This is a genomic window from Octadecabacter arcticus 238 (assembly GCF_000155735.2).
GTDB lineage: Bacteria > Pseudomonadota > Alphaproteobacteria > Rhodobacterales > Rhodobacteraceae > Octadecabacter > Octadecabacter arcticus.
This window is the reverse complement of record NC_020908.1, coordinates 2716687-2738418: the sequence shown is the minus strand read 5'-3', so window position 1 is coordinate 2738418 and position 21732 is coordinate 2716687. Positions and strand designations below refer to the sequence as shown.

At 57.0% G+C, this 21732-nt stretch carries 19 protein-coding genes and 1 pseudogene; 15 read left to right on the top strand and 5 right to left on the bottom strand.

All coding sequences use genetic code 11. The features are described 5' to 3' along the window. Both OA238_RS14220 and OA238_RS14215 read right to left on the bottom strand, forming a co-directional pair. Window positions 1–603, bottom strand: a complete 603-nt coding sequence (locus OA238_RS14220; RefSeq protein WP_015495698.1) for a class I SAM-dependent methyltransferase — start codon at window positions 601–603, stop codon at window positions 1–3. Next, entirely contained in the window at window positions 600–1784 is a 1185-nt protein-coding gene (locus OA238_RS14215; protein ID WP_044036879.1) for a BaiN/RdsA family NAD(P)/FAD-dependent oxidoreductase, read from the bottom strand. The genes OA238_RS14220 and OA238_RS14215 overlap by 4 nt, the downstream gene beginning before the upstream one ends. A 140-nt stretch (window positions 1785–1924) precedes the next feature. On the opposite strand from OA238_RS14215, the gene ftsW reads away from it, so the two are divergent. From ftsW to recN, 14 genes are all read left to right on the top strand, one after another. Then, entirely contained in the window at window positions 1925–3091 is a 1167-nt protein-coding gene (gene ftsW / locus OA238_RS14210) for a putative lipid II flippase FtsW (protein ID WP_015495696.1), read from the top strand. Between the two features lie 3 nt (window positions 3092–3094). After that, complete coding sequence (gene murG, locus OA238_RS14205) at window positions 3095–4204, top strand: undecaprenyldiphospho-muramoylpentapeptide beta-N-acetylglucosaminyltransferase (RefSeq protein WP_015495695.1); 1110 nt, start codon at window positions 3095–3097, stop codon at window positions 4202–4204. 40 nt (window positions 4205–4244) lie between these two features. Beyond that, window positions 4245–5642, top strand: coding sequence for a UDP-N-acetylmuramate--L-alanine ligase (gene murC, locus OA238_RS14200; RefSeq protein WP_015495694.1), 1398 nt, complete (start codon window positions 4245–4247; stop codon window positions 5640–5642). After that, window positions 5606–5866 carry a hypothetical protein gene (locus OA238_RS14195; protein ID WP_144055908.1) on the top strand — a complete coding sequence of 87 codons (261 nt, stop codon included), beginning with the start codon at window positions 5606–5608 and terminating at the stop codon, window positions 5864–5866. Before murC ends, OA238_RS14195 begins: the two co-directional genes overlap by 37 nt. A gap of 106 nt (window positions 5867–5972) precedes the next feature. After that, window positions 5973–6227 (top strand): DUF2484 family protein, encoded by a 255-nt coding sequence (locus OA238_RS14190; protein WP_044036875.1) that lies wholly within the window; start codon window positions 5973–5975, stop codon window positions 6225–6227. Further along, window positions 6224–6475, top strand: coding sequence for a DUF2484 family protein (locus tag OA238_RS14185; RefSeq protein ID WP_044036873.1), 252 nt, complete (start codon window positions 6224–6226; stop codon window positions 6473–6475). The genes OA238_RS14190 and OA238_RS14185 overlap by 4 nt, the downstream gene beginning before the upstream one ends. A 58-nt stretch (window positions 6476–6533) precedes the next feature. Then, window positions 6534–7469 (top strand): UDP-N-acetylmuramate dehydrogenase, encoded by a 936-nt coding sequence (gene murB, locus OA238_RS14180; protein WP_015495693.1) that lies wholly within the window; start codon window positions 6534–6536, stop codon window positions 7467–7469. Window positions 7470–7590: 121 nt separating this feature from the next. Then, on the top strand, window positions 7591–8502 hold the full coding sequence (locus OA238_RS14175; protein WP_015495692.1) for a D-alanine--D-alanine ligase: 912 nt from the start codon (window positions 7591–7593) through the stop codon (window positions 8500–8502). Beyond that, window positions 8490–9371, top strand: a complete 882-nt coding sequence (locus tag OA238_RS14170; protein WP_015495691.1) for a cell division protein FtsQ/DivIB — start codon at window positions 8490–8492, stop codon at window positions 9369–9371. Before OA238_RS14175 ends, OA238_RS14170 begins: the two co-directional genes overlap by 13 nt. Window positions 9372–9382: 11 nt before the next feature. Beyond that, entirely contained in the window at window positions 9383–10729 is a 1347-nt protein-coding gene (gene ftsA / locus OA238_RS14165; RefSeq protein ID WP_015495690.1) for a cell division protein FtsA, read from the top strand. 200 nt (window positions 10730–10929) lie between these two features. Beyond that, entirely contained in the window at window positions 10930–12516 is a 1587-nt protein-coding gene (ftsZ, locus tag OA238_RS14160; protein ID WP_015495689.1) for a cell division protein FtsZ, read from the top strand. Window positions 12517–12728: 212 nt separating this feature from the next. Further along, complete coding sequence (lpxC, locus tag OA238_RS14155; RefSeq protein WP_015495688.1) at window positions 12729–13649, top strand: UDP-3-O-acyl-N-acetylglucosamine deacetylase; 921 nt, start codon at window positions 12729–12731, stop codon at window positions 13647–13649. Window positions 13650–13808: 159 nt separating this feature from the next. Then, window positions 13809–14663: an outer membrane protein assembly factor BamD gene (locus OA238_RS14150; RefSeq protein WP_015495687.1), complete on the top strand. Its 855-nt coding sequence runs from the start codon at window positions 13809–13811 to the stop codon at window positions 14661–14663. Window positions 14664–14672: 9 nt separating this feature from the next. Continuing rightward, the gene (gene recN, locus OA238_RS14145; RefSeq protein WP_015495686.1) at window positions 14673–16322 is read left to right on the top strand and encodes a DNA repair protein RecN; all 1650 of its coding nucleotides are present in this window, start codon (window positions 14673–14675) and stop codon (window positions 16320–16322) included. Between the two features lie 29 nt (window positions 16323–16351). Here the strand turns inward: recN and OA238_RS14140 are convergent, their stop codons facing one another. Beyond that, window positions 16352–17737, bottom strand: coding sequence for an FAD-binding oxidoreductase (locus tag OA238_RS14140; protein WP_015495685.1), 1386 nt, complete (start codon window positions 17735–17737; stop codon window positions 16352–16354). 70 nt (window positions 17738–17807) lie between these two features. Between OA238_RS14140 and OA238_RS14135 the strand changes: the two are divergent. Continuing rightward, a pseudogene (locus tag OA238_RS14135) lies at window positions 17808–19491 on the top strand (chloride channel protein). On the opposite strand, the gene OA238_RS14130 reads toward OA238_RS14135, so the two are convergent. Further along, a complete protein-coding gene (locus tag OA238_RS14130; RefSeq protein ID WP_015495684.1) occupies window positions 19488–19829 on the bottom strand; it encodes a DUF427 domain-containing protein in 342 nt (113 codons plus the stop codon). The pseudogene OA238_RS14135 and the gene OA238_RS14130 overlap by 4 nt on opposite strands. Window positions 19830–19925: 96 nt before the next feature. After that, a complete protein-coding gene (locus OA238_RS14125; protein WP_015495683.1) occupies window positions 19926–21722 on the bottom strand; it encodes an aminopeptidase P family protein in 1797 nt (598 codons plus the stop codon). Window positions 21723–21732: the final 10 nt, after the last annotated feature.

The following is a 21732-nucleotide window of genomic DNA, read 5'->3' as shown; positions in this document are numbered from 1 at the left end:
TCATCCAACCATAAACACATCATAGCGCGTTGATTTACCAAGAATTTGGTGGGAGCAGGACCGTCCTACGTCGATTGGATCAGCCTTGGCGGGCCATTTCAAAACCACGCGATTGCGGGCGCAGTCAAGCGCGACACGCACCAAATCTGCGTCGTCGTCGTCTGTGCCTACGATTTCACGGACTTGGCGCAATTCGCGTTTTACTAGGGCTGAATTTTTGCGAGGCGGATGCATGGGGTCAATCAGAACAGCCTCGCCCGCAAGGTCCGCCAAAAGGTCTTTGGCATCGCCTTTCAGCAGCGTCATGCGACCAATGATGTCGCGAAATTCGCCACCCTCGGCGATCGCGCGGGCCATGCCATCGACTAACAAGGCGTGCATTATTTCTGAGCGTTCAATCATCGTGACCTGCGCACCCAGCGACGCCAATAAGAACGCATCGCGCCCCAAACCAGCGGTCGCATCGACAATCATCGGCGTTTTGCCAGCGCGCAACCCCATGGCCTTGGCCAGTGATTGCCCGCGCCCGCCGCCGAACCGCAAGCGATGGGCGACAGCACCGCTGACAAAATCGACCCGCAACTCCGCCGCTACTTTGGTCATGGTGCGCCCATCGCTATTGCAACGCCTGCGGCATAGCCAGACGACCACGCCCATTGGAAATTGTAGCCCCCCAGCCAGCCTGTGACGTCGACGGCTTCGCCAATGAAATAAAGGTGCGGCGTGGTTTTGGATTGCATGGTCTTGGACGATAACCCGTTGGTATCCACACCGCCAACGGTGACTTCTGCTGTGCGGTAGCCTTCGGTGCCAGAGGGTTTGAGGGACCAGTTTTGCAATGACGTGGCTAGGTCGGCGATGCGCGCATCGGCCAGATCACCGACGTTTCCTGTCAGGTCCAGTTCATCGCCCAGAAAGTCCACGAGGCGGGCGGGCAGGTGCACGGCGAGTGCTGTGCTCACCGCCTTTCGCCCGTCTTGTGCGCGTTGTATTTTTAATGCCGCTTCGATGTCAAAATCAGGCGCAAGGGCGACGCGCACGTCCTCACCCATGTGCCAATAGCTCGACGCTTGCAGAACAGCAGGGCCAGACAACCCGCGGTGGGTGAACAGCAGAGATTCATCAAATGCTGTGCCATCCGCAGTGATTACTCGGGCTGGCGTGGCGGTGCCGGCAATCGGTTTGAACCTGTCATCCGAAAACGTGAACGGCACGAGGGCAGGGCGCGTGTCGGTGATGGCCAGCCCAAACTGTTCCGCGATTTGATAGGCCAGCCCCGTCGCGCCCATTTTCGGGATCGATTTACCACCCGTCGCAACGACCAGATTGACGGCCTGAACCAGCGTGACCTGCCCGTGGCGTTTCAGGGCGACCTGATAGTGTGTGCCGTCGTGGCGAATATTGCCGACCTCGGTTTGCAACCACAACTCGGCTGTTGGGGCCATCTCAGAGAGCAGCATCGCGATGATGTCTTTGGCAGTTTCATCGCAGAACAATTGGCCCAAGGTCTTTTCATGCCACGCAATGTTATGACGATCCACAAGGTCGATAAAATCCCACTGTGTATAGCGCGCCAGCGCCGATTTCGCGAAATGCAGGTTCTGGCTGATAAAATTTGCGGGTGTCGTGCCAAGGTTGGTAAAATTGCAGCGCCCGCCGCCCGAAATACGGATCTTTTCTGCGGGCGCTTTGGCGTGATCGACGACCAAAGTGTCCGGCCCTGAAAAGGCCGCGCAGTGCAGTCCGGCGGCGCCTGCGCCAAGGATAAGGGTGTTCACATGCATCCCATTGAGGTGCCTTGAAACGCCCTCTAGCGCAAGGGGGCGAAATAGCGCTGTCATTTCACTGGAAACGCGGGGCATTTGCCGCTACACTTAGCATCAGACCCGGAAAACGGGCGTATTGAGGCAGTAAGGCAGTCGCCATGACAGAAATGGTTTTCGGAGCGATCCCCGTACAATCGGGTGATCCTGTTCTTCCACGTTGGTGGCGGACGGTGGATAAATGGACGCTGTCCTGCGTCCTTGCACTGTTCGGTATCGGGTTGCTTTTGGGGCTGGCGGCGTCGCCGCCATTAGCCGCCAAAAACGGGTTCGAGCCATTCCACTATGTGCAGCGCCAAGCCTTCTTTGGCTCCATTGCGATGGCGGTGTTGATTTTCACATCGATGATGTCACCTACGCTGGTGCGCAGATTGGCCGTACTGGGCTTTGTGGCGTCCTTCGTTGCGTTGATGGGCCTGCCGTTCTTTGGCACGGACTTTGGCAAAGGGGCGGTGCGGTGGTATTCGCTTGGGTTTGCATCACTTCAGCCGTCCGAATTCCTCAAGCCCGGATTTATCGTTGTGGCCGCATGGTTTATGGCCGCGAGCAAAGAGGTTGGCGGGCCACCCGGTAAAACATATTCGTTGATCCTGACACTTGTGATCGTGCTTTTCTTGGCTATGCAGCCAGACTTTGGCCAAGCGGCGCTGGTCTTGTTTGGCTGGGGTGTGATGTATTTTGTCGCTGGTGCGCCGATCCTGTTGTTGGTTGGATTGGCGGGCCTAGTGACCTTTGGCGGATCGCTTGCCTATTCGAACTCCGAACACTTTGCACGCCGCATTGACGGGTTTTTGAACCCTGACGTCGACCCCACCACACAGCTTGGTTATGCCACCAATGCGATACGCGAGGGTGGGTTCTTTGGGGTTGGCGTCGGTGAAGGCCAAGTGAAATGGTCGCTGCCCGATGCCCATACAGATTTCATAATCGCCGTGGCTGCAGAAGAATACGGGCTGATCTGTGTCTTGGCCGTGATCACGTTGTATTCTATCGTCGTCGTGCGATCCTTGATGCGCCTGATGAAAGAACGTGACCCGTTCATCCGGCTGGCGGGCAGCGGATTGGCCTGCATTGTCGGCGTTCAGGCGATGATCAATATGGGTGTGGCTGTGCGACTGTTGCCTGCAAAGGGCATGACGTTGCCGTTCATCAGTTATGGCGGGTCATCCGTGATCGCGTCCGGCATCGCCGTGGGCATGTTGTTGGCGTTTACGCGCACACGTCCACAGGGCCAGATCGGTGATATTTTGCTGCGGCGGGGTCGATAAGCGATGGCTGATCCACTTTTGATCATCGCGGCAGGCGGCACGGGCGGTCATATGTTTCCGGCGCAGGCCTTAGCTGAGGCGATGTTGGCGCGCGGTTGGCGGGTGAAATTGTCGACCGATAGTCGCGGTGCGCACTATACTGGCGGCTTTCCCCATGCGGTTGAAATCGAGCAAGTAGGGTCGGCGACGTTCGCGCGCGGCGGTGTGCTGGCGAAACTAAAGGCGCCGTTTACGATTATGGGGGGCATCCTGTCGGCCATATATAAGATGTTGCGCGATAGGCCTGCGGTTGTTGTCGGATTTGGCGGCTACCCGACCATTCCGGCGATGTCTGCCGCGTGGGTTCTGCGAAGCCCGCGAATGATCCATGAACAAAACGGCGTGCTTGGCCGTGTGAATCGGATTTTTTCAAAACGGGTCAACAAAGTTGCATGCGGCACGTGGCCAACCGACATGCCCGAAGGTTTGACAGGTGTTCCAGTCGGAAACCCTGTGCGCAGAGCGATCCTTGAGCGCGCAGGTGCGGGCTATATAGCGCCTGGAGATTACCCGATGTCGATTTTGGTCATGGGCGGATCGCAGGGCGCGCGCATCTTGAGCGACGTTGTCCCGCCTGCGATTTCTGGCTTACCAAGTGCGATCCGCCGCAACATCCGTGTCAGTCATCAAGCCCGCAGCGAAGACCTTGACCGCGTGGCGCAATACTACGCGGACGAAGGCATCCCCGCTGATGTACAGACATTTTTCAACGACGTGCCGACCCGCATGTCCGAAGCCCAACTAGTGATTGCCCGCGCAGGCGCATCGTCCATTGCCGACTTAAGCGTCATTGGTCGCCCGTCGATCCTTGTGCCTTATGCGCTGGCTGCAGCAGACCACCAGACGGCGAATGCGCAACAATTGGTGACTGCGGGCGCCGCGATCATGATCGCAGAGGCTGATCTGCATGTCGAAAGCCTATCGGAACAAATTGCGGCTTTGTTGAGCAATCCCAACGGGGCGTTGAAGATGTCACTAGCAGCGCTTGCCTGTGGTAAGCCGGATGCGACAGAAACTCTTGTTGCGCTGACCTTAGAGTTGAGTGAAGCGACCCCCCTAAGAGCGACACGGTAAATAGTGAGTCGAAGGCGAAAAGATGGACGGGAGCCCTGACATGAACGCTGCAACGAAAATCTCCCTCGACGTTGGCCCGATCCATTTTGTCGGGATCGGTGGCATTGGAATGTCGGGTATCGCCGAGGTGCTTTTGTCCCATGGCTACGTTGTCCAAGGGTCTGATCTGAAAGAAACACCAATCACCAAACGGTTGCAAAAGCTGGGTGCGTTCATCTTTGAAGGCCAGCAGGCCGAAAATATCGAGGATGCCGAAGTCATTGTGATTTCAAGTGCGATTAAACCTGGCAATCCCGAACTGGATGCGGCCCGCCAGCGTGGTCTGCCCGTCGTGCGCCGCGCTGAAATGTTGGCCGAACTGATGCGGATGAAATCAAACATCGCGGTGGCCGGAACCCACGGCAAGACCACGACAACGACAATGGTCGCGGCACTGCTGGAAGAAGGCAAATTCAATCCCACTGTGGTGAACGGCGGTATTATCCACGCCTATGGATCGAACGCGCGGGTCGGGGACGGCGAATGGATGGTTGTCGAAGCGGATGAAAGCGACGGCACATTCAACCGCCTGCCAGCCACCATCGCGATTGTGACAAACATCGACCCCGAACACATGGAACACTGGGGCACGATCGAAAACCTGCACGCCGGGTTTTATGATTTCGTGTCCAACATTCCGTTCTACGGGCTGGCGGTGTGCTGCACCGATGACAGCGATGTGCAGACTTTGGTTGGTAAAATCACGGATCGACGGGTTGTGACCTATGGCTTTAATGCGCAGGCCGACGTGCGGGCGATCAATTTGACCTACAAAAAGGGAGTCGCGCATTTTGATGTGGTTTTGCAGAACGAAGGCCTGACGATTGTGGACTGCGCACTGCCGATGCCGGGCGATCACAACGTGTCCAACGCCTTGTCCGCCATCGCAGTAGCGCGTTATCTGGGTATGAAGACGGAAGAAATCCGCACAGCATTGACCGCGTTCAAAGGTGTCGGACGCCGATTTACCCGCGTAGGCGAAGTTGACGGCGTTACAATCATTGACGATTACGGCCACCACCCGACTGAGATCACCGCCGTGCTAAAAGCCGCGCGGCAAGCGTCAGAGGGGCGCATTATCGCGGTGCACCAACCGCATCGCTACACCCGACTGCACCATCATTTCGCCGACTTCTGTGCGTGTTTCAACGACGCCGATGTTGTCGCGATCACCGAGGTTTTTGCCGCTGGAGAGGATGTCATCGAAGGCGCAACACGCGATGATCTGGTCGCGGGTCTGATCCGTGCGGGGCACCGTGATGCCCGCGCAATCACCAATGAGGCCGATCTTGTGGCGCTGGTGAAAGAACAGGCAAAACCGGGTGATATGGTTGTTTGTCTTGGTGCTGGATCAATATCGGGTTGGGCCAACGCGTTGCCGGATCTGCTAAAGGCGTGACGTATGAATGGCTGATCCTTGGCGCGATCTTAATCGTGGCCCTGATGCCGATGATCAAATGGCTGCGTCGGCTTTTGTGGGCGTTTTCTATCGCGTTTGTTGGCATGATGTTGGTCCATATGCAGTACAATCCCGGCGAAGCGACATTGGCTTTGGGCGTAATGAGTGGTGGGTTGATGTTTGCGCGGCCTGTTCGGCGCATCGTGCTTGGCGGGCTGTTGTGAGCAAGATCGAATTGGCTGCGCCAATCCGATCAAACGGGGGGCCGGCCCCCCGTCCTGCGGACTCCCCTCGGGATACTATTAAAACAAAGACCGATGGAAGCCCCGCATGAGTTGGTCAATTATTGTTGCCATTATTTGGGTGTTTGTGGCCACTGCCACTGCGCTGTTGCCAATGCGGTTGCAATACGGTCCGGGGATTACGTTGCTGCTGCTCGCCCCTGTTCTGATTATCTGGCTTGGCTATGATTTTGGCTGGGGATGGAGTATTATTTCCCTCCTTGCGTTCGCTTCAATGTTTCGCAATCCGCTAAAGTACATCTATGCTCGCGTACGTGGCCAGAATCCGGAGATACCAAAATGATTGCAATCGGTTTGGGTTTTGCATGGCTGGTGGCGGCAAATGTGCTGGCGATGCTGCCAAGCCGCGATAATCTGTGGACGCGGGCGTATTTTTTGATCGTGATTGGCATTCCGTTGCTGGGCTATATTACCTACACGAACGGGCCTTGGATCGGACTTGGGTTCTTGTGCGCGGGATGTAGTTTGTTGCGCTGGCCGTTGATAAATTTGGCGCGCCGGGTGCGCGGTGCATTTGGTCGGGCCAGTTGAGGTCTGAGCGATTTTGCGCTGACTTGGCAGCAACGGTATGTCGCGCTAAACGGTGTTCATGGTGTTGAGAGATTTACCAATCGTACGTGGGGTTTTGACCCCGAACCGTGACCTGTCTGGTTTGACATGGATGCGCGTGGGCGGGCCTGCGGATGTGTTGTTTCAGCCTGCGGACGAAGATGATTTGCGCAGCTTTTTGACCGCATTGCCCTTGGACGTGCCTGTGTTTGTCATGGGGGTTGGGTCCAACCTGATCGTGCGCGATGGTGGCGTGCGTGGTGTGGTGATCCGGCTGGGGCGCGGGTTCAAAGGCATCGAATTTGATGGCGATCTGGTGCGGGCGGGGGCTGCGACGCTGGACGCACATGTGGCACGCAAGGCGGCCGCACTTGGGTTGAACCTGACATTTCTGCGCACGATTCCGGGATCAATTGGCGGTGCTGTGGCAATGAACGCAGGCTGTTATGGTCACTATATGGCAGACTTGCTGCAAGATGTTCGGGCCGTGATGCGCGACGGTTCGGTGCAAACGCTGGCGGTCGCTGATCTTGATCTGAAATACCGGTCTTCAACCTTGCCCGAAGGGGCGGTCATCGTGTCAGCCACGCTAAAAGCTGTGCGTGAAGATGTGCAGACACTTGAAGATCGCATGATTGCGCAATTGGCCAAGCGGGATGAAACCCAACCGACCAAAGATCGCACCGCAGGCAGCACGTTTCGCAATCCGGCGGGGTTTTCCAGCACAGGGCAAGCCGATGACACCCATGATCTGAAGGCGTGGAAGGTTATTGATGACGCGGGCATGCGCGGTGCGACACGTGGCGGCGCCGTCATGAACACCAAACATTCCAACTTTCTGACCAATGCAGGTGGTGCAACTGCCGCTGATCTGATCGGATTGGGCGAGGACGTTCGAAAAAAGGTTTACGAAACCAGTGGACTAACGCTAGAATGGGAAATTATGAGGGTTGGTGAACCGACCCCGCAAGGTTGACCGCCTTTGCACAAGCAAAAAGGTCAAAGCCCCATCAGGCAGGGGTTCGCTAAATACGACAAATGACGATTTACAATTGTCATAAATGACGGACCAATAAAGGCCCGCGAAAGAGGACAGCGTGTCGAGCAGGACACCTAAAAAAATTGCCGTCCTGTTGGGCGGCCCGTCAACTGAACGTGAGGTATCTCTCAGTTCGGGCAGGGAATGTGCGGCCGCGTTGCGGACCGCTGGGTTCGACGTTGTCGAAATTGATGCGGGCGTGGACCTTGTCGAACGCCTGAAACTGGCAAAGCCGGACGCGGTGTTTAACGCGTTGCATGGTCGGTGGTGCGAAGACGGCGTCGTGCAGGGCGTGTTGGAATGGTTGCGCATCCCGTACACTCATTCCGGCGTTCTGGCGTCGGCCACGGCGATGGACAAACAGAAAACCAAAGATATATACCGCGCACATGGGCTGCCATTCGTAGAGAGCGTTCTGGCGAGCAAATCCCAGATTGAAGCCGCGCATGTCTTGCCTCCGCCCTATGTGGTGAAACCCTACGACGAAGGCTCAAGCGTTGGGATTTATATGGTGATGGAGGGCGATAGCCCGCCCACATTGGCAGCTGATTTGCCGGACTTGATGATGGTCGAAACCTATGCGCCGGGACGTGAATTGACGACTGCTGTGCTGGGCACGCGCGCTCTGACCGTCACTGATATAGTCGTTGATGGCTGGTATGATTATGCGTCGAAGTACGAGGTAGACGGGTCGATCCACGTAATCCCCGCGAACCTGCCGGACGACATCTTCCAAGCCTGTATGGATTACGCAGTGCGTGCGCATGACGCCCTTGGCTGTCGGGGGTTAAGCCGCACCGATTACCGTTGGGACGAAAGCCGTGGCCTTGACGGGTTGATCCTGCTGGAAACCAACACCCAACCGGGCATGACGCCGACATCGCTGGCCCCTGAACAGGCCGCATCTTGTGGCATCAGCTTTCCGGATTTGATGACCTGGATGATAGAGGACGCATCATGCAACCGATAAGGGCACAACGACCAACCGGCATCCGCGATCCCGCGCCATCGCGGATGCGCTATCGCTATCAACGTCTAATGCTGACGCCGGGTTTTCGCAAACTGGTCAAAGTCGGTGTGCCGTTATTGGTTGTGGCTGGTCTGATCGCGGGCTGGACGGTGCGCGAGCCGAACCGCCTGATGATTGCTGACGCCTATAATACGACCAAGTCCCGAATTCAGCAGCGTGATGAATTTATGGTCAAAGTGATGACGATTGATGGTGCGGACGACACGCTTTCTGGTGATATCCGCACGGTGCTGCCGTTGGAATTTCCGGCGTCCAGCTTTGATCTCGACCTTGAAGGGATGCGCCAGGTTGTCGCCGCTTTGCCTGCTGTCGCTGACGCGACGCTGCGTGTGCGGCCCGGTGGAATTTTGCAGGTCCATGTGACGCAACGCATTCCGGTGGCGGTGTTTCGCGCACCAGCCGGATTGAAACTGATCGACGCAAGTGGTGTGCTGATCCGCAACATTATCGTGCGCGCGGATCGATCTGATTTGCCGTTGATCACTGGGGACGGTGCGCGCGAAGCATTGGCCGAAGGGCTTGAGATTTACTCCCGCGCTGGCCCGCTGGCCCCGCGCATGCGTGGCGTTGTGCGCATGGGTGAACGCCGTTGGGATGTGATCCTAGACACTGGTCAGCGTATATTGCTGCCGACCAACAACCCAATTGCGGCGTTCGAGCGCGTCGTCGCATTGAACCAAGTGCAAGACCTTTTGGAGCGTGATGTGGCTGTCGTAGACATGCGCAACCCCACCCGCCCGACAATCCGATTGAATGAACAGGCCGTCGCGAACCTGCGCCAAATCAACGCCGACCAAGAACAAGAATAGGTGTGTAAAACATGAGAGATCTGTACCAATCCCAACGCGCCATGCGCAATATGCGCCAAGCGGCCATGCAACGGGGCGTCATTGCCATCCTAGATGTGGGCAGTTCAAAAATCGCCTGCCTCGTGCTGCGTTTTGATGGGCCCGAACAGTTTAGTGCCAAGGACAGTGGTGGCGACGGGGTTGGATCCATGGCGGGTCAATCGTCATTTCGCGTCATTGGAGCCGCGACGACCCGTTCGCGGGGTGTTCGTTTTGGTGAGGTCGAGGCCATGGCCGAAACGGAACGTGCGGTGCGCACCGCCGTTCAAGCGGCACAGAAAATGGCCAATGTTCGTGTTGATCATGTGATTGCGTGTTTGTCAGGCGGGCGTCCGCGGTCCTACGGGCTGGACGGGCAGGTTGATGTGCAGGGGCAGGTTGTCACCGAGGGCGATATTGGCCGCGTGCTGGCCGAATGTGAGATTCCGGATATAGGCGAGGGGCGCGAAGTTCTACACGCGCAGCCGATCAACTTTGCACTTGATCACCGTTCCGGCCTTGCCGATCCACGTGGGCAAATCGGCGCGACACTGACCACCGACATGCACATGATGACGGTCGAAGCGAGCATCATTGAAAACCTGCTCTATTGTATCAAGCGCTGTGATCTTGAATTGGCTGGCATTGCATCATCAGCCTATGCATCCGGCATTTCATCGCTGGTTGAAGACGAACAAGAACTCGGTGCGGCGTGTATCGACATGGGAGGTGGGTCGACTGGCATTTCCATCTTTATGCGCAAACATATGATCTATTCGGATTCTGTGCGCATGGGGGGCGACCACGTCACGTCTGACATTTCCATGGGCTTGCAAGTCGCGCCTGCTATGGCGGAACGGATCAAAACATTCTACGGCGGCGTGCTGGCAACGGGGATGGACGACCGCGAGATGATCGAAGTTGGCAGCAACACAGGCGATTGGGAACGAGACCGGCGCACGGTATCACGCGCTGAATTGATCGGCATCATGCGCCCGCGCGTTGAAGAAATTCTTGAAGAAGTGCGCGTGCGTTTGGACGCGGCAGGGTTCGAACACTTGCCCAGCCAGCAGATCGTGTTGACCGGTGGCGGCAGCCAAATTCCGGGCCTTGATGGTCTAGCGACCAAAATCCTCGGCCAGCAGGTGCGCCTTGGTCGCCCGTTGCGCGTGCAAGGTCTGCCACAGGCGGCCACAGGATCGGCATTTTCCGCCGCTGTAGGCCTGTCACTCTTTGCTGCAAATCCACAAGACGAATGGTGGGATTTCGACATTCCGGCCGAAAAATACCCGGCGAGATCGTTCAAACGGGCGGTCCGTTGGTTCCGAGAGAACTGGTAATTCCGTGGGTCACCACCCACGCATACGCAATATTTCGCCGATCACGCTAGATACGGCGGAAAATCACTGAAACAGGCCCATATTTTGCGTCTTTTTTGCAGTTTTTTCGTGACCACGGTGGCAACAGCAGTTAGGATCAAAAGAAATACTACGACAAGAACGCTCGTTGGGACGGGCCAACAATACAGGCGGACAGCACAATGACATTGAACCTTTCCATGCCCGGGCAGGACGAACTTAAGCCACGCATCACCGTCTTCGGTGTTGGGGGTGCCGGCGGCAACGCCGTTAACAACATGATTGAGCAGGAGCTCGAGGGTGTTGAATTCGTCGTGGCCAATACGGACGCGCAGGCGCTTCAGCAATCGCGTTCTCCTGCAAAAATCCAGATGGGTGTCAAAGTCACCGAAGGTCTGGGTGCTGGTGCGCGGGCAACTATCGGTGCTGCCGCTGCAGAAGAAAGTATTGAACAGATCGTTGACCACCTTGCTGGGGCGCATATGTGTTTCATCACGGCAGGCATGGGCGGCGGCACTGGAACCGGTGCAGCCCCGATCATCGCACAAGCGGCCCGCGAATTGGGCGTTCTGACTGTTGGAGTTGTGACCAAGCCGTTCCAGTTTGAGGGCGGCAAACGCATGAAGCAGGCTGATGATGGCATCGAGGCTTTGCAGAAAGTCGTCGACACGCTGATCATTATTCCAAACCAGAACCTGTTCCGTTTGGCCAATGAAAACACCACCTTCACCGAAGCCTTCGCTTTGGCGGATGATGTTCTTTATCAAGGCGTTAAGGGCGTGACCGACCTGATGGTTCGTCCAGGCCTTATCAACCTGGATTTTGCAGACGTGCGCGCTGTGATGGACGAAATGGGCAAAGCCATGATGGGCACAGGCGAAGCAGAAGGCCCAGATCGCGCTGTCCAAGCTGCTGAGAAAGCCATCGCGAACCCGCTGCTCGACGAGATCTCGCTCGAGGGCGCACGCGGAGTGTTGATCAACATCACTGGTGGCTACGACCTGACGTTGTTCGAACTCGACGAAGCCGCGAACAAAATTCGCGAAAAGGTCGATCCAGAGGCGAACATCATCGTCGGGTCCACGTTGGACACCAGCATGGAGGGCAAGATGCGCGTGTCTGTTGTGGCGACGGGCATTGATGCGGCCATTAAAACAGGCGATATGCCAGTCCCGCGTCGCCCGATGTCAGCGCCTTTGAAGCAACACGTATCAGCTGAAGTGCAGATCGAAGAACCCGCTGTTGCAGCCCCGATTGCTGCCGAAGTTGCAGCGCAGGTTGCACCAGAACCGACGTTGTTTGATGAAACAGCCGCGCAACCGCAGGAGCCTATTTTTCAAGAGCCAACGTTTGACGCGCCTGCAGTCGCAGCTGCTGCCGTTTCCGATTTGCCACCCGCAGCCTATCAGCCCCGTGCGGAAATCGAGATCGAAGCATCAAGCGATGCATTCGTGGCGCCGCAGCGCCCTGCAATTGGCACGCCGTCACAGGAAACTCTTGATCGTTTGCGCACAGCAGCGGCGCGCAGCAAGCCTGTGGCTGCACCAATCGCAGAACCGATGGAGTCCGAAGAATCCGCAAAGCCACGCATGGGTGGGCTTAACAGCCTGATCAGCCGCATGACCGGCCATAACGAAAGCCAAGCCAGAGAGCGTCCGCAGCCCCCCGTCGAGTCCATGCGCGAAGAGGCACCTGCTCCGATGTCACAGGCCGATGCTGACCAAGAGCGGATTGAAATTCCCGCCTTTTTGCGCCGCCAAGCGAACTGATTTTGGTCTGACGTAAGGTCACAATTTATGAAAATGGGCTGCCCTCGGGTGGCCTTTTTTCTTTTTATAACAGATACTTGCTGCACCGTAGCATTTAAATCGGCAGTATTGCGCTGCAATGTTACGCCCATGTTTCAGACCGTTGCAAAGAGTGTGTTGAGGGATCGGGTCCGACCTCTTAAGTCTATCTAAATAAAAATGAGGCTAAAAACGTGCAGACGACGATTGAAACCACAGTAGCATTTGAAGGCAAGGGGCTCCATCTTGGGCAGCCTGTGTCTGTCCTTGTGCGTCCGGCGCCTGCCGATCATGGAATCGTTTTTCGCCGCACGGACGTTGATGCCTATAATGCTGACGTGCCAGCACTATGGCACCGTGTCACTGTTTCTCCGTTAAATACGCGCATTGAAAATGCGGCTGGAACGTCTGTCTCCACCATTGAACATATTATGGCCGCGCTCGCGGGATGTGGTTTGAATAACGCGCTGGTCGAGGTCACGGGCCCAGAGGTTCCGATTCTCGACGGATCCTCTGCGGAGTTCGTCGAAGGGTTTCTGCATGCTGGCATCCGCCACCTTAACGCGCCGCTGCGCGTGATTGAAGTGCGTAAATCAATTTCGGTGACAGTGGGAGGCGCGCAAGCGCGGCTCGATCCGGCCGATACACTGCACATCCGGTTCGAAATTCATTTTGCAGATCGTGCGATTGGTCATCAGGAAAAAACGCTGAATATGTCCAACGGCGCCTTCGTACGTGAGCTTTGCAACAGCCGCACGTTTTGTCGTTCGTCCGACGTGGACGCGATGCGAGCGCAGGGCTTGGCTCTTGGCGGCACGCTTGAAAACGCAGTCGTGGTTGATGGTGCAGATATCCTCAGTCCCGGTGGTTTGCGCCACAAGGACGAGGCTGTGCGCCATAAAATGCTGGATGCATTGGGCGATTTGTACACAGCGGGTGCCCCTATTTTGGGACGTTATACGGGCTCCAAAGCGGGCCATGCGGTTACGAATGCGCTTCTTTGCGCGCTGTTTGCTGACCCAGAAGCTTGGGGTTGGCGCGACGCTGACGCTGGAATCGCTGCGCGTTTGCCAGGTGTCGGACTTCGCTGGGCTGACCTGCCACAAGTCGCTTAACTTGGGCCCAATTGATGCTGCATTTCGCCTGTCATATCAGTCCTGCCACCAAACCTGCCCAAAGGCGTAGAAAAGGCATTTTGCACGCCAAATTTGTGTGCTAGACAAATGTCAATCGAGGGTTATCTTCGAACAATAATCGTGAGCGGGGGCGCCTTTATGTCAGGCCGCAGCAGCATCTGCAGAATTCGAAATGGTCTGGCCACAGGCGTTATTGCGCTTGGCTTATTGGCAGGCTGCAATTCATTTGACAGTCGGGCGTCTGGTGCGCTCGACTCCTTTTCCGCACAGCAAATTTTTGAACGTGGTGAGTTTGAGCTTGAACGCAGTCAGGCCGACGATGCGGCGTTCTATTTCGGTGAGATTGAACGTCTTTACCCCTATTCCGAATGGGCCAAACGCGCGCTGATCATGCAGGCGTTTTCCTATCACCGCGATCAGGATTACCCCAATTCCCGCGCCGCCGCGCAGCATTACATCGATTTCTATCCGGTCGATGACGACGCGGCCTATGCACAGTATTTGCTGGCGCTGAGCTATTATGATCAGATTGACGAAATTGGCCGCGATCAAGGTCTGACGTTTCAGGCGCTGCAGGCTTTACGGGTCGTAATTGAACGCTATCCAGATAGCGAATATGCGCGATCTTCCGTATTGAAGTTCGACCTCGCGTTTGACCACCTCGCGGCCAAGGAAATGGAAATCGGGCGCTACTACCTCAAGCGCGACAATTTCGCGGCCGCCGTGAACCGGTTCCGCATTGTGGTCGAAGATTTCCAAACGACGTCGCACACCCCCGAGGCGCTGCACCGTTTGGTCGAAAGCTATCTGTCCCTTGGCTTGCTGGACGAGGCACGCAGTGCAGGTGCGGTCCTTGGGTACAACTATCGCTCGACCGAATGGTATGCTGACAGCTTTGCCTTGTTGACCGGGTCCGGTGTTGAACCGCAGCCAATGGGTGACAATTGGTTGGCTGCAATTTATCGCCAAATGGTCCGCGGCGAATGGCTCTAGGCGGGCAAAATGCTCCGCAGCCTTGATATTCGTGACATGCTCATTATTGACCGGCTGGAACTTGTGTTTCAGCCGGGTCTGAATGTTCTGACTGGTGAAACTGGTGCGGGTAAGTCTATCTTGTTGGATTCGCTTGGCTTTGTGCTGGGATGGCGCGGTCGTGCTGAACTGGTGCGCCAAGGCGCGGATCAGGGAGAGGTCATTGCCGAGTTTGATCTGCCCGAGAGTCATGGCGCGTGGGACGTGCTGCGCGAGGCGGGATTTGGCTACGATGACGCGTTGATTTTGCGTCGGATCAATGGCCGTGACGGGCGCAAAACCGCGTGGATAAACGACCGACGAGTGAGCGGCGATATTTTGCGGGCGGTGTCCGAAACGCTGGTTGAATTGCATGGGCAGCACGATGATCACGGGTTGCTGAACCCGCGCGGGCACCGCATCTTGCTTGATGATTTTGGAAATCTGGCGCCGCGTTTGACAGCAGTCAGAGCAGCTTGGAAAGACCTATCCGTCGCCAAAAAGGCGCTTGCTGGAGCAGAAGTCCGCATCGCTGAATTGCAGGCAGAAGAAGAATTCTTACGCCATTCGGTTGCCGAACTTGACGGGTTATCGCCAAGCGCCGGCGAGGATGCGGATCTGGACAAACAGCGCCGCAAAATGCAGGCAGCCGAAAAGATCGGCGAAGATATTCATAAGGCATATCAGGCGCTTGGTGTAAACGGAGCTGAAGGGCAGCTTAGTGATGCGATGCGTTGGTTGGGCGATGCATCTGGGCAGGCGGATGGCATTCTTGACGCGCCGTTGGCATCCCTTGAACGCGCAATGATTGAGCTTGGTGAGGCGCAATCAGGTGTTGAGACTTGCATTGCTGAACTTGCGTTCAATCCCCACGATCTTGAACAGGCGGAGGAACGCCTTTTTGCGATCCGTGGTCTGGCCCGCAAACACAACGTTCTTGCGGACGAACTCGGTCCCTTTGCGGACGGGTTGCGTGAACGGATGGCTGCGCTGGATCGTGGCGCGTCTGATCTTGCCGAACTGGCGGAAGTTCTAGCAACGGCACAAGCGGCCTATGACGGCGCTGCTGGCAGTTTAAGCGACGCGCGGCGCAAGTGGGCGGGTAAGCTGGACAAGGCGATGGCCAAGGAACTGGCGCCGCTCAAGATGGAACGCGCTGTTTTCGTGACTGAAATCACACCGAGCGATGCTGGCCCCGACGGCGCTGACACCGTGTCGTTTACAGTCGCCACCAACCCCGGCGCACCGGCGGGACCCATCGGTAAAATCGCGTCTGGCGGTGAATTGAGCCGCTTTTTACTGGCATTGAAAGTCTGTCTTACGGGGACGGAATCTGGTCTGACGTTGATCTTTGACGAGATTGATCGCGGCGTCGGCGGTGCGACGGCGGATGCGGTCGGGCGCCGTCTGTCGCAGTTGGCATCGCAAGGCCAGGTCCTGGTTGTGACCCATAGCCCGCAGGTCGCGGCCTTGGGGGATCACCATTGGCGGGTTGAAAAGCGCCAGACAAAAGACGCAACACTGTCGACCGTTGTCGGTTTGGTGGGTGCGGATCGCATCGATGAAATCGCGCGGATGTTAAGCGGCGATCGCATCACAGATGAGGCACGCGCAGCCGCGATTGCGTTGCTACCGGCCTGATCAACCGGTGACTTTACTGCCACCTGTCATCAATTCAGTCGCACAACTTTGCCGGGGTTCAGAATATTCAGCGGGTCCATCGCTCGTTTGATCTGTGCCATGACGTCCCAGCTGGCACCGTGTTCGGCCGCCATGTAGTCCAGCTTCCCCAGACCTACGCCGTGTTCGCCTGTCACCGTTCCACCAAGTGCCAATGCGCGTTTTGCCATGCGCGCAGACAGGTCCAGAGCCGCGTGTTTTTCATCCGCGTTTTCGGGATCAATCAGCAAAATCGCATGAAAATTCCCATCGCCGACATGTCCCAAAATAGGTGCGGGGATCGTGCTGGCATCTATATCGGCTTGGGTTTCGGACACAGCCTGCGCCAACCTGCTGATCGGTACGCAGACATCGGTGACAATTGCGGTTGCAGCTACGTTTAGTCCTGGGCGCGATGCAAGGATGGCCCAATACGCGTGGTGGCGCATTTGCCAAAGGCGGGTGCGGTCTTCGGGTTTTGTCGCCCATAAAAACGCGGACCCGCCGCAGTCTAGCGCGATATCGCCGAACCGTTCGACCTGTTCTGCCACGCCCGCGTCCGAGCCGTGAAATTCGACCATCAGGTGCGGGGTCACTGGAAAGTCCGCCTTGGAATAGGCATTCACCGCGGCGACGCTGGCCGCGTCCAGAAATTCAATCCGCGCCATTGGAATACCCATGGCGATGGTCGCTGTGACGGCCTGCACAGCCGCGTCGATTGTGTCAAAGGCGCAGGTGGCGGCGGCGATGGCTTCCGGCTGGCCCTGCAATTTCAGGGTGAGTTCAGTGATCAGACCCAACGTCCCCTCAGAGCCGACCATCAACGCCGTTAGATCGTAACCCGCCGATGATTTGCGCGCGCCGGATCCTGTGCGAATGATCCGCCCATCTGCCAGCACGACTTCAAGCGCCATAACATTGTCGCGCATGGTTCCATAACGCACAGCGGTGGTGCCGCTGGCCCGCGTCGCGGCCATGCCGCCAAGGGATGCGTTGGCACCGGGATCGACAGGAAAGAACAGGCCAGTTGCGCGCAAGTCTTCGTTCAACGCTTCGCGGGTGATGCCAGGTTGAACGCGCACGGTCATGTCGCCGCTTTGCACCTCAAGCACTTGAGACATATTGCGAAAATCGATTGTGATACCGCCGCTGGTCGCCAATGTATGCCCTTCGAGTGACGTCCCCGCGCCGTAGCCAACCACGGGGCAGTGATGCTGCGCACAGAGTGTCACAATTTGCGAAACCTCATCCGTGTTGCGCGGATAGGCGACGGCATCGGGCGGTGTCGGATCAAAGTGCGTCTCGGATTGGCCGTGTGCTGCCAGATCGGACTTGGACTGCGACAGCCGATCGCCTAACACTGTGGCAAGCGCGTCAATGGCGGCGTTAATGGACATGGAATTCTCCCCGTTGGATTGCCGCACTCTAAGACACCGCGACGCGCGAGTGAAGAAATAACGGGACGATATGGCGGAGCCGCAGAAATCGCTGATCGGGCAGGGGATCGATGACGCCCTAACGGCCTGTCGTGGTGGCTGGCATGTGATCCGCACCCGCGGTCCGTCCCAAGTTCAGTTCTGGTTTATTGCGTTGCTTGTCGGCATTGCGGCCAGTTTCGCCGCGATCGGGTTTCGGTTCGGGATTGAGACGTTTCAGGCGTGGCTTTACCAGACTGATGATGTGGCGCATCTGCGATCTGACGCAGCGCGGCTGGATTGGTGGTGGATATTACTGATCCCGATGGCTGGCGGGCTGGCTGTCGGGGTGATCTTGAACAAATTCACCGATGACGGGCGCGTGCGTTCTGTTGCTGATGTGATTGAGGGGGCCGCGCTTTATGATGGGCGGGTCGAGCGGCGAAAAGGTCTTGTCTCGTCGCTTGCGTCTTTTATCACGCTCTCAACCGGTGGATCGACGGGCCGCGAGGGTCCGGTGGTGCATCTGGCCGCGATTGTGTCGACCTATGTCAGCCGCCTGATCCGTGCCGATGGGATTACGGGCCGCGATCTGATGGGCTGCGCAGTTGCTGCCGCGGTGTCCGCAAGTTTTAATGCGCCGATTGCCGGCGCGCTGTTCGCGCTCGAAGTTGTGCTGCGCCATTTTGCGGTGCACGCCTTTGCGCCGATTGTCATCGCGTCCGTTGCGGGGACTGTCATCAACCGTTCCGTTTATGGCGACGTTACTGAGTTCCTGATCCCGAACCAGAATATCCTTGCGTTTTATGTCGAACTTCCGGCGTTCCTGATCCTTGGATTGCTGTGCGGTCTGATTGCCGTGGTACTGATGCGGGCGATTTTGTGGGTCGACACCATGGGCACCGCGTTGAAGACCCGCTGGCGGATTCCGCGTTATTTGCGGCCGATGATTGCGGGGACATTGCTCGGGGGGGGGGCGATATTTTATCCGCACATCATCGGCGTTGGCTATGAAACCACGTCTGACGCCCTGACGGGCCGATTGGTCATGCACGAAGCAATTGTGTTTGTGTTCATCAAGATTGTTGCGGTGGCCATCACCATGGCAGGGCGCATGGGCGGCGGCGTGTTTTCACCGTCTTTGATGGTCGGCGCGATGACAGGTCTGGCGTTCGGCATTGTCGCGACTGGAATTTTTCCAGACGTATCGGGTGAGGGGACGTTGTACGCGCTGGCAGGTATTATGGGCGCTGTCACGGCTGCCGTCCTTGGCGCGCCGATATCAACCACGTTGATTGTGTTTGAACTGACGGGCGATTGGCAAACGGGCATCGCAGTGATGGTGTCGGTATCGCTTTCATCCGCACTGGCATCAAAACTGGTGCATCGCAGCTTCTTTCTCACCCAACGGGAACGGCGCGGCGTGCATCTGGCAGCAGGCCTATTTGTTGGGAACGTTCAAAGTGGCTAGCGTCATGCGTATAGCTGACCACCCGAAAGCTGCGGACCCTGAGACCTGCGCGGCACTGATCCTTGAAGGGGTGTATATTTCGCAAGACATGATGCTGGACCAAGCCATGCCGATCCTTGAAGCGACGGGATCAAGTTTCATTCCCGTTGTCATCCCTGCAGTTGGTGACGGCCCCCCAGAACTGCGTGGGGCGCTGTTTCAGGTCGACGTCTTGCGCGCGTTCAACCGCGCTTTGGCCGCGACAGCTGCAGAAGAACATTCTTAAAGCTGTTCCACCGCCACGTTATCGACGAAAAATGCCAGATAGCCTTTGATTTGCGCAACGTCGTCTTTGGGGTCGTCATAGGACCATGCGGTGTCTTTGTATGTCCCGCTTTTTGCTACGAGATCATAATATGTGGCCTTCCCTTTGTGCGGGCAGGTCGTTGTGGTTTCGGATTTGTCGAAAAATGCCATGGAAATATCAGTCCGCGGAAAATAAATCACGAACGGCTTGTCGCCTTCCACCAGCTTAAGCGCATCATTGCTTTCCCCGAGCACTGCACCAGCTGCGCGAACGACCCAAGTGCCTGTCGCAGGCTGTATTTTGATGTGATCTGACATAAGTAACGTCTCCCCCAAAGGCGGTTTTCCGTGATCCCCATGATCATGGATATCGACCCAGTTGCCCGATATTTGGGCGACCTTGGCGATTATTGGCTAAAGCGGCGCACAGGCGGCTGTCAGCCAGTCCAGTGCCGCCCCATCCACACGCGGGCCGATTTTGTGCAGTGTATCAGAATGATAGCGATCAATCCAAGCGTGTTCACCGCCAGACAGCAAAGTTACATCAATCAGCCGGCGATCTAGTGGCACGAAGGTCAGTGTTTCGAAATCCAGCATGTCGCGCGCGTCACCGCCAGCGATCGCGTCAGCGGCAGTCACAACGATCAGGTTTTCGATGCGGATGCCGAACGCCCCTTCGCGGTAATAACCCGGCTCATTAGACAGGATCATGCCCACTTCAAGTGGGGTCTTGGCACGGCGCGACAGACCTTGTGGGCCTTCGTGCACTGAAAGGTAGGCTCCGACTCCGTGGCCGGTGCCGTGATCATAATCCAGTCCCGCCAGCCAAAGTGGATAGCGTGCCAATGCATCCAGATCCGATCCCGTAACGCCCCCCGATTTTAAATAGGGAAACCGCACGCGGCATATCGCAATCATGCCCTGCAACACGCGCGTATAGCAGGACCTTTCGGTCTCGCCGACGTTACCAATTGCAATGGTGCGGGTGATGTCGGTGGTGCCGTCCAGATACTGCCCGCCAGAATCAACCAGCAGCAGTTCGCCAAGGCTTACGGGACGGTTGGTGTCTTCATTTACGCGGTAATGTACGATGGCGCCGTGGGGCCCTGCACCGCAGATGGTTTCGAACGAAATGTCGCGTAACGCATTGGTATCGCGCCTAAACCCTTCGAGAGCTGTCACAACGTCGATTTCAGTTAGGGCGCCTTTCGGGGCCTCTTCGTCCAGCCAAGCAAGAAACCGCACCATCGCCGCGCCGTCCCGCAGGTGTGCTTCGCGGGCACCCTTGATTTCGGCATCTGTTTTGCGGGCTTTTGGAAGCACACAGGGGTCTTGTCCCGCAACGGTTTTGTCGTGCGCCAAGGCCTGATGGATCGCAAATGGTGTGCGATCATGGTCAAGTCTGATGGGGGCTGTCATCGCGACAAGCGACCCCAGCATCTGGCCCGCGGCGACAACTGTCACACCGTTGTCTAACCTCAGATCTGCTGCCTGTGACGTCTCACAAAAGAGCGCAACGTTGCCGTTGTCCTGAAGCAGTGCCATTGCGTGCGGAACGGGGTTGCGTGCAATGTCGGTACCGCGAATGTTGAGCAACCACGCCACAGAGTCAGGCGATGTGATCAGGGCTGCCGCTTGCCCCGCGTCGCGCAATTCATCAGCCAAACGTGCACGTTTGCTTTGGGATGTTTCACCTGCCATATCGTCGGAATAGTCGTTAAACGGCGCAAGAGGCGGGGCAGGGCGATCCGACCAAATCGCATCGACCAAGTTTTGCATCGGGACCAACACAACGTCCGTGCCGTGCAATGCCTTTTCCAAGGCTTCGATTTGCGCCATCGTGTGCAGCCAGGGATCAAACGCCAGTCTTATAACGCCGCTTTGGTCTTTCAACCAATCTGCCAATTGTACGTCTGGCCAATGAACGGGGCTGAACACGTCTGCCACTTGGCTGCGCACTTGCATGCGGTAGCGCCCGTCAATGAACACGCCCGCCACATCAGCCAGCACACAGGCAAAGCCCGCCGATCCGGTGAAACCCGTCAACCACGCCAGACGGTCATCGCATGGTGCCACATATTCGCCCTGAAACCGGTCCGCGCGCGGGACGATAAAGCCGTCAACCTTTTGTGCTACCAATTCGGCGCGCAGCGCGGCCAGCCGAGCGGGCCCCGTTTCTGGCGATGATGTCACTTCAAATGTCTGAAACATGCGCGCGTCC

Coding starts and splice junctions, on each gene's coding strand:
- OA238_RS14220 (WP_015495698.1), bottom strand. CDS start 603: ATGACCAAAGTAGCGGCGGAGTTGCGGGTCGATTTTGTCAGCGGTGCT.
- OA238_RS14215 (WP_044036879.1), bottom strand. CDS start 1,784: ATGCATGTGAACACCCTTATCCTTGGCGCAGGCGCCGCCGGACTGCAC.
- ftsW (WP_015495696.1), top strand. CDS start 1,925: ATGACAGAAATGGTTTTCGGAGCGATCCCCGTACAATCGGGTGATCCT.
- murG (WP_015495695.1), top strand. CDS start 3,095: ATGGCTGATCCACTTTTGATCATCGCGGCAGGCGGCACGGGCGGTCAT.
- murC (WP_015495694.1), top strand. CDS start 4,245: ATGAACGCTGCAACGAAAATCTCCCTCGACGTTGGCCCGATCCATTTT.
- OA238_RS14190 (WP_044036875.1), top strand. CDS start 5,973: ATGAGTTGGTCAATTATTGTTGCCATTATTTGGGTGTTTGTGGCCACT.
- OA238_RS14185 (WP_044036873.1), top strand. CDS start 6,224: ATGATTGCAATCGGTTTGGGTTTTGCATGGCTGGTGGCGGCAAATGTG.
- murB (WP_015495693.1), top strand. CDS start 6,534: ATGGTGTTGAGAGATTTACCAATCGTACGTGGGGTTTTGACCCCGAAC.
- OA238_RS14170 (WP_015495691.1), top strand. CDS start 8,490: ATGCAACCGATAAGGGCACAACGACCAACCGGCATCCGCGATCCCGCG.
- ftsA (WP_015495690.1), top strand. CDS start 9,383: ATGAGAGATCTGTACCAATCCCAACGCGCCATGCGCAATATGCGCCAA.
- ftsZ (WP_015495689.1), top strand. CDS start 10,930: ATGACATTGAACCTTTCCATGCCCGGGCAGGACGAACTTAAGCCACGC.
- OA238_RS14150 (WP_015495687.1), top strand. CDS start 13,809: ATGTCAGGCCGCAGCAGCATCTGCAGAATTCGAAATGGTCTGGCCACA.
- recN (WP_015495686.1), top strand. CDS start 14,673: ATGCTCCGCAGCCTTGATATTCGTGACATGCTCATTATTGACCGGCTG.
- OA238_RS14140 (WP_015495685.1), bottom strand. CDS start 17,737: ATGTCCATTAACGCCGCCATTGACGCGCTTGCCACAGTGTTAGGCGAT.
- OA238_RS14130 (WP_015495684.1), bottom strand. CDS start 19,829: ATGTCAGATCACATCAAAATACAGCCTGCGACAGGCACTTGGGTCGTT.
- OA238_RS14125 (WP_015495683.1), bottom strand. CDS start 21,722: ATGTTTCAGACATTTGAAGTGACATCATCGCCAGAAACGGGGCCCGCT.